At 72.1% G+C, this 14,380-nt stretch carries 15 protein-coding genes; 9 read left to right on the forward strand and 6 right to left on the reverse strand.

The genetic code is table 11. The features are described 5' to 3' along the window. Positions 1-3: 3 nt before the first annotated feature. A complete protein-coding gene (locus ACIPK3_RS08455; RefSeq protein ID WP_402567405.1) occupies positions 4-198 on the reverse strand; it encodes a hypothetical protein in 195 nt (64 codons plus the stop codon). 101 nt (positions 199-299) lie between these two features. Further along, positions 300-953 (reverse strand): FMN-dependent NADH-azoreductase, encoded by a 654-nt coding sequence (locus ACIPK3_RS08460; RefSeq protein ID WP_402567407.1) that lies wholly within the window; start codon positions 951-953, stop codon positions 300-302. Between the two features lie 146 nt (positions 954-1,099). Between ACIPK3_RS08460 and ACIPK3_RS08465 the strand changes: the two genes are divergently transcribed. Beyond that, entirely contained in the window at positions 1,100-1,468 is a 369-nt protein-coding gene (locus tag ACIPK3_RS08465; RefSeq protein WP_402567409.1) for a winged helix-turn-helix transcriptional regulator, read from the forward strand. Positions 1,469-1,620: 152 nt separating this feature from the next. Continuing rightward, a complete protein-coding gene (locus ACIPK3_RS08470) occupies positions 1,621-2,355 on the forward strand; it encodes a DUF4097 family beta strand repeat-containing protein (protein WP_402567411.1) in 735 nt (244 codons plus the stop codon). Positions 2,356-2,423: 68 nt separating this feature from the next. Here the strand turns inward: ACIPK3_RS08470 and ACIPK3_RS08475 are convergent, their stop codons facing one another. Further along, positions 2,424-2,876 carry a MarR family winged helix-turn-helix transcriptional regulator gene (locus ACIPK3_RS08475; protein WP_402567412.1) on the reverse strand — a complete coding sequence of 151 codons (453 nt, stop codon included), beginning with the start codon at positions 2,874-2,876 and terminating at the stop codon, positions 2,424-2,426. Between the two features lie 108 nt (positions 2,877-2,984). Here ACIPK3_RS08475 and ACIPK3_RS08480 point away from each other — a divergent pair, with 108 nt between their 5' ends. Next, a complete protein-coding gene (locus tag ACIPK3_RS08480) occupies positions 2,985-3,890 on the forward strand; it encodes an NAD(P)H-binding protein (protein WP_402567414.1) in 906 nt (301 codons plus the stop codon). Between the two features lie 53 nt (positions 3,891-3,943). Here ACIPK3_RS08480 and argG read toward each other — a convergent pair whose 3' ends face one another. Next, positions 3,944-5,389, reverse strand: a complete 1,446-nt coding sequence (gene argG / locus ACIPK3_RS08485; protein ID WP_402567415.1) for an argininosuccinate synthase — start codon at positions 5,387-5,389, stop codon at positions 3,944-3,946. 50 nt (positions 5,390-5,439) lie between these two features. Further along, entirely contained in the window at positions 5,440-6,219 is a 780-nt protein-coding gene (locus tag ACIPK3_RS08490) for a calcium-binding protein (RefSeq protein WP_402567417.1), read from the reverse strand. A 148-nt stretch (positions 6,220-6,367) separates the two neighbouring features. Between ACIPK3_RS08490 and ACIPK3_RS08495 the strand changes: the two genes are divergently transcribed. Then, complete coding sequence (locus tag ACIPK3_RS08495; RefSeq protein WP_402567419.1) at positions 6,368-7,561, forward strand: MFS transporter; 1,194 nt, start codon at positions 6,368-6,370, stop codon at positions 7,559-7,561. A 77-nt stretch (positions 7,562-7,638) separates the two neighbouring features. Continuing rightward, on the forward strand, positions 7,639-8,595 hold the full coding sequence (locus ACIPK3_RS08500; protein WP_402567420.1) for a hypothetical protein: 957 nt from the start codon (positions 7,639-7,641) through the stop codon (positions 8,593-8,595). Between the two features lie 44 nt (positions 8,596-8,639). On the opposite strand, the gene ACIPK3_RS08505 is transcribed toward ACIPK3_RS08500, so the two are convergent. After that, positions 8,640-9,593 carry an SGNH/GDSL hydrolase family protein gene (locus tag ACIPK3_RS08505; protein ID WP_402567422.1) on the reverse strand — a complete coding sequence of 318 codons (954 nt, stop codon included), beginning with the start codon at positions 9,591-9,593 and terminating at the stop codon, positions 8,640-8,642. A gap of 311 nt (positions 9,594-9,904) precedes the next feature. Between ACIPK3_RS08505 and ACIPK3_RS08510 the strand changes: the two genes are divergently transcribed. The 4 genes from ACIPK3_RS08510 (at position 9,905) to ACIPK3_RS08525 (ending at position 14,289) form a co-directional block, all read left to right on the forward strand. Continuing rightward, positions 9,905-10,204, forward strand: a complete 300-nt coding sequence (locus tag ACIPK3_RS08510) for a hypothetical protein (protein WP_402567424.1) — start codon at positions 9,905-9,907, stop codon at positions 10,202-10,204. Positions 10,205-10,298: 94 nt separating this feature from the next. Then, positions 10,299-11,018 (forward strand): FadR/GntR family transcriptional regulator, encoded by a 720-nt coding sequence (locus ACIPK3_RS08515; RefSeq protein WP_402567426.1) that lies wholly within the window; start codon positions 10,299-10,301, stop codon positions 11,016-11,018. After that, positions 11,015-12,460, forward strand: coding sequence for a hypothetical protein (locus ACIPK3_RS08520; protein ID WP_402567428.1), 1,446 nt, complete (start codon positions 11,015-11,017; stop codon positions 12,458-12,460). Before ACIPK3_RS08515 ends, ACIPK3_RS08520 begins: the two co-directional genes overlap by 4 nt. Next, positions 12,457-14,289: a GMC family oxidoreductase N-terminal domain-containing protein gene (locus ACIPK3_RS08525; protein WP_402567429.1), complete on the forward strand. Its 1,833-nt coding sequence runs from the start codon at positions 12,457-12,459 to the stop codon at positions 14,287-14,289. Before ACIPK3_RS08520 ends, ACIPK3_RS08525 begins: the two co-directional genes overlap by 4 nt. Positions 14,290-14,380: the final 91 nt, after the last annotated feature.

Consider the following 14,380-nt stretch of genomic DNA (forward strand, 5'->3'; position numbering starts at 1 on the left):
CGCTCAGTCGCCGTCGTCGCCGGACCGGTTCGTGCCGCGGCGGCGGCTCTTGGCGGCGCTGCTCGCAAGTTCGCCCAGCACGAGGGTGACGGTGGCCACCGCCCGGGCCCAGCGCGGGCCGCCGCGCTCGGCCCACACCACGCAGACGCAGCCGCCGATGACGAGTGCCAGCACACCGACCAGCAGCACAATGATCATTTTCCCCACCCCTGCGTCTCACGTGTGTTCACGCGGTCGGGGAGATCATCTCAGGCCGCGGGGCGCGGCGGCGGTGGCACGTGACCGGTGCGGCGGTGCCGTCAGGCTGCCGCGTGGAGCGCGGCCGCCTTGCCCTTGGTGACGGCGTCCTCGTGGGCCCGCGCCTTCGACGCCTCGGCGAGCGGGATCAGGTCCTTCATCGCCGGGTTGGAGTGCGCCATGGTCAGCTCGGGCACGATGAAGTCCACCTCCATGCCGAGCATGTCGCCGAGGACCGCCTGGAGCAGGTTCTGCACGTACTCGAAGCCCTCGCGCGGGGTGCCGGGCGCGTAGGAGCCGCCGCGGCTGGCGACGACGTAGACCGGGGTGCCCTTGACCAGGGACTGGTCGGCCATGAAGGTACGGCCGGCCAGGATCACCTGGTCGAGCCACGCCTTCAGCGTGGACGGGATCGTGAAGTTGTACATCGGGGCGCCTATGAGCACCGCGTCCGCGCTCTCCAGCTCCTCGATCAGCCGCAGCCGCGAAGCGAGGGCCTCGGCCTGCTCGGGGGTGTGGTCGCCGGGGGCGGCGAACCCGGCGGACACGGCCGCCGCGTTGAGATGCGGGACGGGGTGCGCGCCGAGGTCGTGGTGGATCACGGTGCCGTCGGGGTGCTGCTCCTCCCACGCCTTGCGGAAGGCGGCCGTGACCGAGCGGGAGGCGGAGGCGGCCTCGGGCCAGAGGGAAGAGTCCAGGTGCAGCAGCGTTGCCATGGGGGTCTCCAGACAGAGTGGTGCCATAGGTGTGTGAAGTGCCCGAAACCGGGCCATAAGGTGCCCGCTTTTCCGTGCGCTACTAGTAATAACACAGGGGCTTACTTTTTTTTAGTAGCGACCAAAGTCATCTGTAGACTGGGCCCATGGAGGTCACCGGGGACGCCCTCACGGAGCCATGCACCACCGTCGACCGCGGTATCACGCGGGTGTTCGGGCTGCTCGGCAAGCGCTGGACAGGCCCGATCGTGTTCGTCCTCCTGGGCGGCCCGGCGTACTTCGCGGACGCGCGCCGCGCCATCCCCGGCATCAGTGAGCGCATGCTCTCGGACCGGCTGACCGAACTGGGCGCCGCCGGTCTTGTCGTGCGTGAGGTCGACGAAGGCCCGCCACTGCGGGTGGCGTACCGCCTGACCGCGGCCGGCGCCGCTCTCGAACCAGCCCTGAGGGAACTCGCCGTCTGGGCGGAGGAGCACCTCCCCGAGGCGAAGGGCGCCGGGGCCTGCTGCGAGTGAGTGGGGGAGGCGAACCGCAGGTCGAGTAGGGGGTTAACCCCATGTCCGTGCCTGTCAGGGCCTTGTAGCGTGACGGCCAGGCCGGATTCGATCATGGAATCCGGCCTGGCATCGACTCGACAGGCTCGACAGGTTCGACGGGGGAGACTCTCATGCACCAGCGGTTCCGCGTTCTCGCGGTGGCGACCGTGACCGCGATCGCGGCGGGCGGGCTCGGCGGGTGCGGTGCACTCGACCGGGACAAGGCCTTCGAGGACGACCACGCCGTCCCGGGGAAGCTCACCTCGGTACGGATCGACAACCAGAACGGCGGCGTCGAGGTGCGCGGCACCGAGGGCGGCACCAAGGTGTCGGTCCACCGCCATGTCTCATACCGGGGCGACAGACCCGAGTCACCGACCTACCGCGTGGAGAACGGCGCCCTGGTGCTCGCCGGCTGCGGCGACCGCTGCTCGGTGGACTACACGGTCGACGTGCCCGCGAACCTGCCGGTGACCGGTTCGACGACCAACGGCGACGTCGAACTTTCCGCCGTTGGCGCGGTGAAGGTGTCCACCAGCAACGGCAGCGTGACGGTGGACGGCTCGACGGGGCAGGTCGGCCTGCGCACCACGAACGGCGATGTCGAGGCGAAGGGCCTGAAGGGCGGCGGGGCCAGGGCCGAGACGACCAACGGTTCGGTCTCCATCGCTCCGGCGGCGGCTCAGAACGTATGGGCGAAGACCACCAACGGAGACGTCACCGTCACCGCGCCCACCGGTCCCTACCGGGTGTCCACCAGGGTCGACAGCGGCAGCCGTCACATCTCCGTGCCCAGCGATCCGTCGGCCGCCCACACGCTGGACCTGACCACGTCCAGTGGCGACATCACGGTCAGGGCCGAGTGATGACGGTCCATCACCTCCGGCACGTCGGCGACTGAACGGTCCTCGACCGACCGGTCCTTCACGGTGCGTCAGTCGGCCCAGGGCTCGAACCCGGTGTCGAGCACGGCCGCGAGGGCGGTGCGCAGCCGGGTCGCCTCGTCGGTTCCGAAGTTCTCCTCGAACCTCCGCTGCACCGCCTGCCACAGCGGCAGCGCGGCCCTCATCCGGGCAAGGCCCTCCGGCGTGAGCGTCACGATCCGGGCGCGGCGGTCGGCCCGCGACGGTTCGACGGTCACCAGGCCCTCGCGGGCGAGCGGCTTGAGGTTGGACGCCATCGTCGTACGGTCCATGGCGATCATGTCGGCGAGGGCGGTGATCATCACCTCCCCGTGGACGCTGAGCCTCTGAAGGATGCTGAACTGCGTCGACCTGAGGCCGACCGGGGCCAGCGCCTTGTCATACGTGGCACCGAGATACCGGGACGCCTTGCGCAGCGCCAGGTTGTTGCACCGGTCGCCCGGATCGGTCGGCGGTGTGGTCATGTCTCCTCCAGAGTCGCTCCTCTCATCTTGCCGGTCCGCAGATTATGTTCATATGCTCTGAATTGCCGTAGCGAATGGGGATGAGCGCGAGTGGAAGGGGCCGGGCGGATGGCTGCCGGTGAACTCGTCCTCGTCACCGGCGCCGGTGGCGTGGGTCGTGCGATCGTCGAAGAACTGCGTTCGGGTGGCTTGCCGGTGCGGGTGATGGTCCGCCGGGACGACGCCCGGGCGGCCGGGTTCCGGTCGCTGGGCGCGGAGGTGGTCGTCGGTGACCTGACCCGGCCCGAGACCGTCGCGACCGCCCTGGAGGGTGCCGGGCGGATGTACTTCGCGATGCCGGTGTCACGCGACCACCTGCTCGCGGCGACGGTGGTGGCGGACGTGGCGCGCGAGTACGGGCATCTCGGCGCCCTGGTCGGCATGTCTCAGATGACGGTGTCGCAGATGACCGCCGTCAGTACCGCCGAGTCCCGGCAGCAGCGGCTGCACTGGCTGGCGGAGCGGGTGTTCGACTGGTCCGGCCTGCCGGTGGTCCACATCCGGCCGACGTCGTTCCTGGACAATCCGCTGTTCACGGTGCTCGCGGCGCGGACGATCCGGGAAAGGGGTGCCATCGAGCTCCCGTTCGGCTCCGGTCGTACCTCACCCATCGCCGCCGCCGACGTGGCGCGCACGGTCGCCGCCGTGCTCCGGGATCCGCCCCCGCACATCGGTCACGTCTACGAACTGACCGGGCCCCGCACGGTCGACATGACCGAGATGGCCGGGGAGTTCTCCCGGGCGCTGGGGCGGCCGGTGACCTACACGGACGTACCGTTCGAGCAGTGGCGAGCCGAGGTGCTCGCGAAGGCCGGGCTGCCGGAGCATGTCGAGGAGCACATCGCCACCATGGCCCGCCTCCACCACGAGAACCGCTACGACCGCTCCTGCGACGACGTCCAGCGCCTGACGGGCACCCCGGCCGGGACGGTGGAGGAGTTCGTGGCCGCTCGCAGGGACTTCTACCTGGGCTGACGGGCGCCGCCTCCGGCCGTGGTGACCGGCGGTGACGCCCCTCGTCCCCGCCGTCAGTCCGTGCCGGATTCCATGGCCGCGCGGTCCAGCAGCTCGTCCTCCTCGGAGACCTCGCCGCGGGAGGTGATGGCCTCGGCGCCGCCCTCCGGCATGGCACCGATCAGGCCGGTCGCGGCCGCCTGGGCGGCACCGATGGCGGGGCTCGCCGTGCCGATCAGGCCCATACCGGCGTACTGCTCCAGCTTGGCGCGGGAGTCGGCGATGTCCAGGTTGCGCATGGTGAGCTGGCCGATCCGGTCCAGCGGGCCGAACGCGGAGTCCTCGGTGCGCTCCATGGAGAGCTTGTCCGGGTGGTAGCTGAACGCCGGACCCCGGGTGTCGAGGATCGAGTAGTCCTCGCCTCGCCGCAGCCGCAGGGTCACCTCGCCGGTGACGGCCGCGCCGACCCAGCGCTGGAGCGACTCCCGGATCATCAGGGCCTGCGGGTCCAGCCAGCGGCCCTCGTACATCAGCCGGCCGAGGCGCCGGCCCTCGTTGTGGTACTGGGCGAGGGTGTCCTCGTTGTGGATGGCGTTGACCAGACGCTCGTACGCCGCGTGCAGCAGGGCCATGCCGGGCGCCTCGTAGATGCCGCGGCTCTTGGCCTCGATGATCCGGTTCTCGATCTGGTCGGACATGCCCATGCCGTGCCGACCGCCGATGGCGTTGGCCTCCATGACCAGGTCGACGGACGAGGCCATCTCCTTGCCGTTGATCGTCACCGGCCGGCCCTGGTCGAAGCCGATGGTCACGTCCTCGGTGGCGATCTCGACCTCGGAGTCCCAGAACCGCACGCCCATGATCGGCTCGACGGTCTCGACGCCGGTGTCCAGGTGCTCCAGGGTCTTGGCCTCGTGGGTGGCGCCCCAGATGTTGGCGTCCGTGGAGTACGCCTTCTCGGTGCTGTCGCGGTACGGCAGCCCGTGCGCCAGCAGCCACTCCGACATTTCCTTGCGGCCACCGAGCTCGGACACGAAGTCCGCGTCCAGCCAGGGCTTGTAGATCCGCAGGTGCGGGTTGGCGAGCAGGCCGTACCGGTAGAACCGCTCGATGTCGTTGCCCTTGAAGGTCGAGCCGTCGCCCCAGATCTGGACCCCGTCCTCGAGCATCGCGCGGACGAGCAGGGTGCCGGTGACGGCCCGGCCGAGGGGGGTGGTGTTGAAGTACGCCCGCCCACCCGATCGGATGTGGAACGCGCCGCAGGTCAGCGCGGCCAGGCCCTCCTCGACCAGCGCGGCACGGCAGTCGACCAGACGCGCGATCTCGGCGCCGTAGGTCTGCGCGCGGCCGGGCACCGAGGCGATGTCCGGCTCGTCGTACTGGCCGATGTGGGCGGTGTAGGTGCAGGGGACGGCGCCCTTGTCGCGCATCCAGGCGACGGCGACCGAGGTGTCGAGACCACCGGAGAAGGCGATGCCGACGCGTTCGCCGACGGGCAGGGAGGTGAGGACCTTGGACATGGGTAGATTATGCACTGCGATGCATGGTCATGCAAAGCCCTGCGCTTTTCTCATCTCACGTCGACGTAGTCGACCAGGGCGTCGGCGGCTCCCGTCGTGCCGTTTCCGGCGTAACTGAAGCGCCAGTAGCCGTCCGCCGTTGCCTTCGCGGTCGCCTTCAGGGCGCCGCCGGTGCCGCTGGTCACCGTCTTCACGGTGGTGAAGGTCGCGGTGCCCGCCTTTCGGAACTGGAGCCTCACCTTCTGGCCGGCATAGCCGCCCGTGGTGAGATTGTCCCAGTTCGCGCGTTTCAGGGTGCCCTTGACCGTGAGGGTCTTGCCCTTGGCCACCGGCTCCGGGGAGGCGTCGGCGGTCAGGGTGGCGGCCCGCTTCATGGTGAACGTGCTCGCGTCGTCCAGGTTGACGTAGTCCGAGTCGTTGGCGTCCACGGAGGTCCAGACGTGCCAGGTGCCGGCATGGGCGTTGATGAGGTCCGCGTTCGGGTCGACGGTGATGTCGGCGACACAGGTGACGGTGGTGGCGCTGCCCGAGGCCGGGGTGCAGGCCAGTGGGGTGTCGGAGCCGGGGCCCGCGGAGCCGTCGGGGAGGTCGAACGAGCCGTGGTAGACCCAGCCGTAGGCGTCCTTGATCCCCGAGTCGTCACTCGTGGTGATGCTGAGCTTGAACGTCTTCTTCGCGGTGGCGCCGACCACGACCGCCTTGCCGCCGTTGACGACGACACCGACGATCGTGGTGTCGCCCTGACCGGCGTCGGCCTCGGCGGCCGTGGCGGCGAGGGCGGACAGAACCAGCGCGCCCGACAGGGTGACAGCGGCTGAACGTATGAACATATGTCCTCATAGAGGAGAGTTGTTCGCTCGAATGCGAGCAACAGCCTGAAGTGCTCGGACAGTAGGGAGGACGCCCGCCGCCCCGCCGCGGTTTCCGCGCCCGGCCGGTACGCGGCGCGGCGGTGACCGAGCGGTTACCGTCGGCAGCATGGACCTGGAACGCCGAGGGTGGCTCCCCTGCGCGCTCAGCGGAGCCGTGTTCGCCGTGTGCATGGCCGGCACCACACTGCCGACCCCGCTCTACAGCCTCTACCAGGACAAACTCGGGTTCTCCGAACTGACCGTCACGGTCGTGTACGCCGTCTACGCCTTCGGGGTCATCGGTGTGCTGCTGCTGGCGGGCAACGCCTCCGACGCCCTGGGCAGGCGCCCGGTACTGCTGTGCGGCCTCGGGTTCGCGGCGGTCAGCGCCGTCTGCTTCCTGAGCGCCGGCGGCCTCGGCCGGCTGTACGCCGGCCGTCTGCTGTCGGGCCTGTCCGCCGGTCTGTTCACCGGGGCGGCGACGGCCTATGTGATGGAGCTGGCGCCCCCGGGCGGCACCTCCCGTGCCACGTTCGTCGCCACCGCCGCCAACATGGGCGGGCTGGGCTGCGGCCCCCTGCTCGCCGGGCTGCTCGCACAGTACGCGCCCTGGCCGCTGCACCTGCCGTTCGTCGTCCATCTCGCCCTGCTGGCCTGCTCGGCCGCGGTGCTGCTGTGGCTTCCGGAGACCGTCCGGGAACGGCGGCCGCTGAGCACCGTACGACCGCAGCGCCCCAGCCTGCCCGGGCCGGTGCGCGCGGTGTTCGGGCCGGCGGCGATCGCCGCGTTCGCCGGTTTCGCGCTGTTCGGTGTGTTCACGTCGGTCAGCCCCGCGTTCCTCGCCGAGTACCTGGGGGTGCGCGACCACGCCGTGAGCGGGCTGGTCGTCGCGCTCGCCTTCTTCGCCTCGACCGTCGGGCAACTCGCGGTCGGCCGCATCGGCGTGGCACGCTCGCTGCCGCTCGGCTGTGCCGTGCTCCTGACCGGGCTCGCCCTGCTCGCGGCCGCGCTGCACTGGGACCTGATGGCGCTGGTGGTGCTCAGCGCGGCCGTCGGCGGTGCGGGCCAGGGGCTGGCGTTCCGCGGCGCGCTGTCCGCCGTGGCCGAGGCGTCCCCCGCGGACCGGCGGGCGGCGGTGATCTCCGCCCTGTTCGTCGTCGCCTACGCGGGAATCTCGCTGCCGGTGATCGGGGTCGGCCTGCTGACCGGACCGCTCGGGCTGCGCGGCGCGGGACTGGTGTTCATCGCCTGCATGGCGGCCCTCGTCACCGTCGCGGGCGCCTATCTGCTCGCCCGGCTGTCTCGCCGTACGAGCGGGTAACCGCTGATCACACGTGCAATCCATAACGATCCCGGCCGACACCTTGCGCTACGGCTGATCACCCATAGCCTCCGCACATGGCATTTCTCTCAAGTCGCCGCAGAAGGGCCCGCCTTGTACTCGCGCTGGACGACCCCGCTCTCGACAGGCTGCTGAAGGCGCTGCTCGCGACGACCAGGACCGGCACGATCGCGACCACGGACCTGTGCTCGGCCCAGATATCCCGTCTCATGGACGAGGAGACGGACGACTGGGACCGCCACACACAACGGATGTCCGTCCTCGCACACTGCCTGTCCGAGACGCATGTGCCCCGGGCCTGGACCGCCCGGGAACCGGGCAACGCGCGGGCCCGTGTACTGCACGCGTGGTCACTGCTCGTGCGCGCACGCGCGCAGCGCAGCCTGGCGGACGGGAACACCATCGCCCAGAACTGCTTCCGCGCCGCCGAACTCGCGCCCCAGGACCCCACCCCCTGGGTGGTGCTGCTGGGTCTGGCCCGGCTGGAGCGGCGCGGCCAGCCGGAGGCGTTCGGCATCTGGAACGAGGTGCTGGCGCGCGACCGCTGGAACCGTGAGGCGTACCTCGGCATGCTGCGCTATCTGGGCCCGGACGAGATGGGCTCGCGCATCCAGGTCCTGGACTTCGTGGACGCCGTCCGGGCCCGCGCCCCCGAGAACGCGCCCTGCACGGCGACGGAACTCACCGCCCAGGTCCTCCAGTACCACTCCGTCCTCGCCCTGGGCGGGGTCGAGGCGCTGATGGCACGCAACCACTGGACCCATGTCGAGGCCGCCCAGGTCCTCGACCGCGCCGCCCACACCTGGGCCCGGCCCGGTTTCCTGCACCACGCCGCCGCCCTCGCCGACCTGAACCTGCTCGCCTACGCGCTGATCGCGGCCGAACGGCGCCACGACGCCCGCCCGGTCTTCGAGGCGATCGGCGGCCAGGTCGTCTCCTGGCCGTGGAGCGTCGGCGGAGAGCCCGTGGCCGAGTACGAGAAGGCCCGGAGCCGGACGACGATCGGGGGGTGAGCCCCGCGACTGTCGACAACGCTCGTGATCAGTGCACCTGGACCTCACCCCAGATGCCCGGCCGAGTTCACCGCGCGGAGCACCTCCGCCGCCATCCCGCGCTCGCCGCGCGCGTTGGGGTGCAGGGCGGCGGCCGGGCCACTGGGCTGGAGCGGCTCGACCCAGCGGGTGCCGGCCGCGGAGCAGGCGTTGTGCTCCCGCGAGGGAGTGTAGGTGTCCACGAAGTCGGCGCCGGCCGCGCGGGCCCGCTCCCGCAGGGTGGCGTCGAGCTGCTGCTCCTTTTCCCGGAGAAAGGTGATGTCGCCGCGGGCCAGGGGAAGTTCGAGCCCGCAGGCGGAGCTGTCGGCGGGCATGATCGCCGGGTAGCCGACGACAAGGACGCGAGCCCCGGGCGCGCGACGGCGGACCTCGCGCAGCGCGTCGGACAGCCGACCGCCCGCGGCGGCGATCCGCTCCTGTGCGTGGTCGGTGCCACCCTCCACGTACTGCCCGCGGCAGGGGGCGGGCTCGGGCCGGTGCGAGCCGCCGCCGGTGCCGAGGAAGGCGTCCGCCGTCGTGTCGGTGACACACCGCATGATCATGCCGATGAGGTCGAGGTCGTTGCTGCCGATGCCGATCGTGACCAGCCGGGTCGCCGGGGACAGCGCGCCGAACTGGGCCGGGTTGCTGCCGCCGCCGGTGATCTGGGGCGCGGTGAGGTCGGCGATGGCGGCCCCGCTGCAGCTCACGTCCCGGAAGTCGTCGGCCGTGAGGCCGAGCCCGGCGGCGACCAGCGCCGGATAGTTGTGGTCGGAGCGGCCGCAGCCGGCCGGATCCGCGCTCTGCCGGGGGATTCCCACACCGGAGGTGAAGGAGTCCCCGACCGCGGCATACCGGGTCCGGGAGTCCGCCGGCCCGGCGTCCCGGGCGCCGCCGTCGCGGGCGATGCCGACGTAGGCGGCCAGCGCACCGGCCGTGAGCAGGAGCCCGGCGAGCAGGGCCGGTGGGCGAGTCGTCATGCCTCCATGGTCCGCCCCGTCGTCGCGTACGACCTGTGCCGGGGCCCGTGTCACCGGTGTCCTACCACCTACGGCGTCACGGGCATCCGGCGCCCGGGGGAGCGGCGCCTGCCGGATCGGGCGTAGGCGGGGCGCGGTCGCGTCCGGGGTCCGGCGTCCGTACGTCCGTGGATGTCGTGCTGCGGGGCCATGTGCTCGGCGCGATGGATCGAAACCGTGCGGGCCCGCACCTCCGCGCGCCCTTCGCCGGACACCCCCCGTCGCGGGACGATTCCGGACACGGCGAGGGCCGACGAGGACAAGGAGCGGACATGGCTGTGGTGTTGTCCATGAGCTGGGCCGGGGTGACCCCGAAGCAGTACGACATCGTGCGCGACGCGGTGGACTGGGAGGCGGTCGCCCCCTCGGGCGCTCAGATGCACGTGGCCTGGTTCGACGCCGAGGGGCTCCGGGTGGTCGACGTCTGGGAGTCGGAACAGGCCTTCCAGGCCTTCTTCGCGGAACGGCTGGCCCCGGCGGTCGAGAAGGCCGGTATCGGCGGCATGCCCGAGAGCGAGTTCACCCCGCTGCACAGGCGGTTCGTCGCCCCCGGGACCAGCGGCGCCGCGTGACCCCGCGCCCGGGCAACTCGGTGCCGCCCACATCGAGTTGTCCGGGCCTCTTCCATGGCCCACCCATTGACTTTCGTCCACGTCTGTTGGTTGAGTGGCTCATCCACTGAGCCACTGGGAGGACCGGGTGGAGACCCTGCCGCGCGAAACCATCGTCGACGTCCTGGAGGGCAGGCTGCGTGAGGACATCCTCACCGGCCGCCATCCGGCCGGGAGTTATCTGCCGCCCGAGCGGCAACTCGCGGACGGCTACGGCGTCACCCGCACCACCCTGAAGCACGCCTTCGGCCGCCTCGTGCAGGCGGGACTGCTGGAGACCCGGCACGGCGTCGGCACCCGGGTGCGTGACTACCTGCGCGTGGGCGGAGCCGACCTGCTCCCCATGCTCGTACGGCACAGCCCCGACTGGATCGGCGAGATCTTCGAAGTACGGCGCGGCATAGGAACCCTGATCGCCGGACGCGCCGCCGTCCGGGCCACCGCCCGGCAACACGCCGAACTGCGCCTGCTGCTCACCGCCGTGGGGGAGGCCGCGGACGCCGACGCCGTGCAGTTGGCGGACATCGAGGTGCACCGCGCCCTCGCCCGTGCCACGGGCAACCGGGTCTATCTCCTGCTGACCAACACCCTCTTCAACGCCTATCTGCCGGTACGCGCCGCGCTGCGGGGCCCCTTCACCGACGCCGCGGCGGCCCGGGCCCGCCTGGAACCTGTGATCGACGCGGTCACCGCCGGTGACGAGGCGGCCGCCCGGCAGGCCGCCGAGGACTACCTGACCGCCACCGAGCGCATCATGCTGGACGGCCTCGCATGAGCGCGGACCCCGCCACCGAGGCCGGGGCGCGCCCGGACCGCGGGATGCCGGAGCGCGGCACCGTCTTCACCGAGACGATGCTCGGCACCCTGCGGCTCGACGACACGGAGGGCACCCGGCGGATCCGCCTCGACCTGCGGGTCTCGGCGGACCGCGTGCTGCGGCCGACCGGCACGACCGAGGCCCGAGCCACCGGCCGGGTACGCATCGCTGACTGGGCCGACGACCCCGACGTCATCGGCGAGTTGGAGATCTCGCCGCTCGCGAGGCGCCGTATCCGCTACCGCCTCACGTTCACCGCCCAAGGCCGGCGGCTGACGCTCGACGGCTGGAAGTCGGTGACTCCACGCAGGCCCGTCGCCTCGATGACCGTACTGCCCTACACCCTGTACGAGAACGGCACCCGGATCGGCACCGGCACCCTCCGCTTCCCGGTGACCACCGGGCTCCTGCCGTTCCTCGCGAGCTTCCGCTTCCCGCGCCGGGAGAACACCGGCGCGCTGCACGCCCCACGCTGGAACGGAGAACCGGGCCGAACCGAGGTCTGGTACACCACCGTCACCGACCCGGCGACCGGCAGCGGACTGTGGCTCCACCACGAACTCACCGCGCCCGCCGACGGATCCGCACCCCATGCCCACGGCTGGGCCGCGGTGTTCCCCAAGGACGGGCCCGTACGGCACGCCCGCTTCGGTCCCGCCGCCTGGCCCCCCGGAGCGGCCGGCTTCACCGTCAACGGGGTCACGGCCCTGCCCGGAACCCTGACCGGGTCGGCGGAGGACGGGGCACTCTCCTGGAAGCTCACCGAAAGGCCCCTCGCCGAGCCGCTGTTCACCTTCCCCCGCTGGTCCTGGCGACGCCCGCTGCTGCCCGCCGCCCAGATCCTGCCCGCCGCGCGCGCCCGCTACGACGGCACCTTCACCCACGACGGCACGACGCTGACGCTCACCGCGGCCCCGGGCGCCTCCGCCCGGATCTACGGCCACGGCAACGCCCGCCGCTGGGCCTGGCTGCACGCCGACCTCGGCGGCGGCGACGTCCTGGAGATCGTCGCGGCCGTCTCCACCCGGCCGGTTCTGCGCGCGCTTCCGCCACTGGTGTTCCTGCGACTGCGGCACGTCGGCCGTACCTGGCCACGGCGCGCCGAACGGTCGGCGGTCGGCTGGGCCGGACTCGGCCGCTTCCGCGCCGCCGTCGGCCTGCCCACCTGGACGGTCGAAGGCCGCGCCGGACTGCGCCGGATCCGCGTCGAGGTCACTCAGCCGCCGGAGCGCACCCTCGCCCTGGACTACACCGACCCCGACGGCTCCCACGCCGTGTGCCGCAACAGCGAACGCGCCGACGCGCACGTCCTGCTGGAGCGCTGGTGGTTCGGCGGCTGGCGCACCGAGGCCGAGTGGACGCTCCGTGGCACGGCCCACGCCGAGGTGGGCGCCCGATGAGCGTCCCAGGCCTGGTGGCCGCCCTCATCGCCGACGACGGCACCACGGGCTGGCCCGCCCGGGTCCCCGCACGACTGGAGTCCGTGCTCGCCGCCATGCCGCGCGCCGCCCGGACCGGTGTACGTGCTGCCGCGCACGGCCTGGAGACCTACGCCAGGGCCCGGACCGGGCGTGGACTGGCCGCGCTCTCCCCGGCGGAACGGGAGTCCGTACTCGCCGGTCTCGGCACCCGGCCCACGCTCCACGCCCTGCTGGACGTGGTCAAGGTCCCCGTGCTCCTCGCGGCCGGCACCGAGCGGATGCTGGAGCAGGCGCCGCCGGTGACGCCCCCACTGGCACGGCGGGACCCGCCGCTCGACTGCACCCCGGCCCAGGCGTGGCCCGCGCGCTCCACGGCCGACGCCGTGGTCGTCGGATCGGGCGCGGGCGGCGCCATGGCCGCGCTGACCCTCGCCCGCGCCGGGCTCGACGTCGTCGTCCTCGAAGAGGGCGAACACCACTCGACCGAATGGTTCGGCCGGCACACCCCGCTCGACCGTTTCACGCGGCTCTACCGTGACGCGGGAGCGACCTTCGCCCTCGGCAGCCCACCTCTGCTGCTGCCGACCGGCCGCGCCGTCGGCGGTACGACGGTCGTCAACTCCGGTACCTGCTACCGCACTCCGGACCACGTCCTGGCCCGCTGGGGCACCGACTTCGGATTCGGCCTCGCCGACGGCTTCGGCCCCCTGCTGGACGAGGCCGAGCGCATCCTGAGCGTGGCGACCCAGCCCCTGGACGTCCTCGGCAACAACGGCCGGATCGCTCTCGCCGGCGCGCGCGAACTGGGCTGGCGGGCCGCGCCGCTGCGCCGCAACGCCACCGGCTGCAAGGGCTCCTGCCAGTGTGTGGTGGGCTGCCCGACCGGCGCCAAGCAGAGCGTCCAGTTCTCCGTGCTGCCCGACGCGTGCGCGGCCGGAGCGCGCATCGTCACCGGCGCCCGGGTGGAACGTGTCCTCGTCGACACCGACCGGCCCGGCGGGCCGCGCGCCGCCGGGGTGCGGGTACGCCGGGAGGGCGGTGCGATCGAAATCCTCGCGCCCCTGGTCGTGGTCGCCACGGGCGCCCTCGAGTCGCCGCCGCTGCTGCGCCGTTCCGGCCTGGGCCGCCACCCACGGCTCGGCCGCAACCTCAGCGTGCACCCCGCGACGAGCGTCGCCGGGCGCTTCGCGGAGCCGGTCACCGCCTGGGAAGGCGTGCTCCAGAGCGTCGGCGTGGAGGAACACCATGACGCGGGCATCCTCGTCGAGGCCACCGCGACCCCGCCCGGCATGGGCTCCTTCGTGCTGCCGGGACTCGGCGCGGAACTGCGGGGCGAACTGGAGGGCGCCGACCGGCTCGCCACCCTCGGCGCGATGATCGCCGACCGGCCCTCCGGTCGTGTCCTCGGCCGTGACCGGACCCTGCTCCGCTACGACCTCGACGGCCGCGACGCCGGACGCCTGATGCGGGCCGTGCGCGTCATGGGTGAACTCCTCTTCGCCGCGGGCGCCGAGGAGGTCCTCACCGGAATCACCGCCACGCCCCGGGTGCGCAGTTCGGCGGAACTGGACGCCGTCCTGGCCAACACCTCCGTGCGGCAGCTGCATCTGTCGGCCTACCACCCCACCGGGACCGTCGCCGCGGGCGCGGACCCGCAGCGCTTCCCGGCGGACGGGAGGGGACGGCTGCGCGGGGTGCACGGGGTGCTGATCGCCGACGCGTCCGTGCTGCCCGGCTGCCCGGAGGTGAACCCGCAGCTCAGCATCATGGCGGCGGCCCTGGCTGTCGTCCGGGAACACCTCGGGTGACTGGTTGAGCGAGTAGAAAAGTTGTCTCGTTGCACTTTTGGATCGAGTGTGGTTTTGTGGTGGTGCGGTCGACGGGCACGGTCCCGGCCGC

Origin of the sequence: Streptomyces sp. NPDC086787 (assembly GCF_044745865.1) — a bacterium.
Classification (GTDB): domain Bacteria; phylum Actinomycetota; class Actinomycetes; order Streptomycetales; family Streptomycetaceae; genus Streptomyces.

What these genes read in the sequence shown, in the direction of transcription:
- ACIPK3_RS08460 (WP_402567407.1), bottom strand. Translation starts at nt 953, where the DNA reads ATGGCAACGCTGCTGCACCTGGACTCTTCCCTCTGGCCCGAGGCCGCC.
- ACIPK3_RS08480 (WP_402567414.1), top strand. Translation starts at nt 2,985, where the DNA reads ATGGCTGCCGGTGAACTCGTCCTCGTCACCGGCGCCGGTGGCGTGGGT.
- ACIPK3_RS08470 (WP_402567411.1), top strand. Translation starts at nt 1,621, where the DNA reads ATGCACCAGCGGTTCCGCGTTCTCGCGGTGGCGACCGTGACCGCGATC.
- ACIPK3_RS08475 (WP_402567412.1), bottom strand. Translation starts at nt 2,876, where the DNA reads ATGACCACACCGCCGACCGATCCGGGCGACCGGTGCAACAACCTGGCG.
- ACIPK3_RS08510 (WP_402567424.1), top strand. Translation starts at nt 9,905, where the DNA reads ATGGCTGTGGTGTTGTCCATGAGCTGGGCCGGGGTGACCCCGAAGCAG.
- ACIPK3_RS08520 (WP_402567428.1), top strand. Translation starts at nt 11,015, where the DNA reads ATGAGCGCGGACCCCGCCACCGAGGCCGGGGCGCGCCCGGACCGCGGG.
- ACIPK3_RS08490 (WP_402567417.1), bottom strand. Translation starts at nt 6,219, where the DNA reads ATGTTCATACGTTCAGCCGCTGTCACCCTGTCGGGCGCGCTGGTTCTG.
- ACIPK3_RS08525 (WP_402567429.1), top strand. Translation starts at nt 12,457, where the DNA reads ATGAGCGTCCCAGGCCTGGTGGCCGCCCTCATCGCCGACGACGGCACC.
- ACIPK3_RS08500 (WP_402567420.1), top strand. Translation starts at nt 7,639, where the DNA reads ATGGCATTTCTCTCAAGTCGCCGCAGAAGGGCCCGCCTTGTACTCGCG.
- ACIPK3_RS08465 (WP_402567409.1), top strand. Translation starts at nt 1,100, where the DNA reads ATGGAGGTCACCGGGGACGCCCTCACGGAGCCATGCACCACCGTCGAC.
- ACIPK3_RS08495 (WP_402567419.1), top strand. Translation starts at nt 6,368, where the DNA reads ATGGACCTGGAACGCCGAGGGTGGCTCCCCTGCGCGCTCAGCGGAGCC.
- ACIPK3_RS08505 (WP_402567422.1), bottom strand. Translation starts at nt 9,593, where the DNA reads ATGACGACTCGCCCACCGGCCCTGCTCGCCGGGCTCCTGCTCACGGCC.
- ACIPK3_RS08455 (WP_402567405.1), bottom strand. Translation starts at nt 198, where the DNA reads ATGATCATTGTGCTGCTGGTCGGTGTGCTGGCACTCGTCATCGGCGGC.
- argG (WP_402567415.1), bottom strand. Translation starts at nt 5,389, where the DNA reads ATGTCCAAGGTCCTCACCTCCCTGCCCGTCGGCGAACGCGTCGGCATC.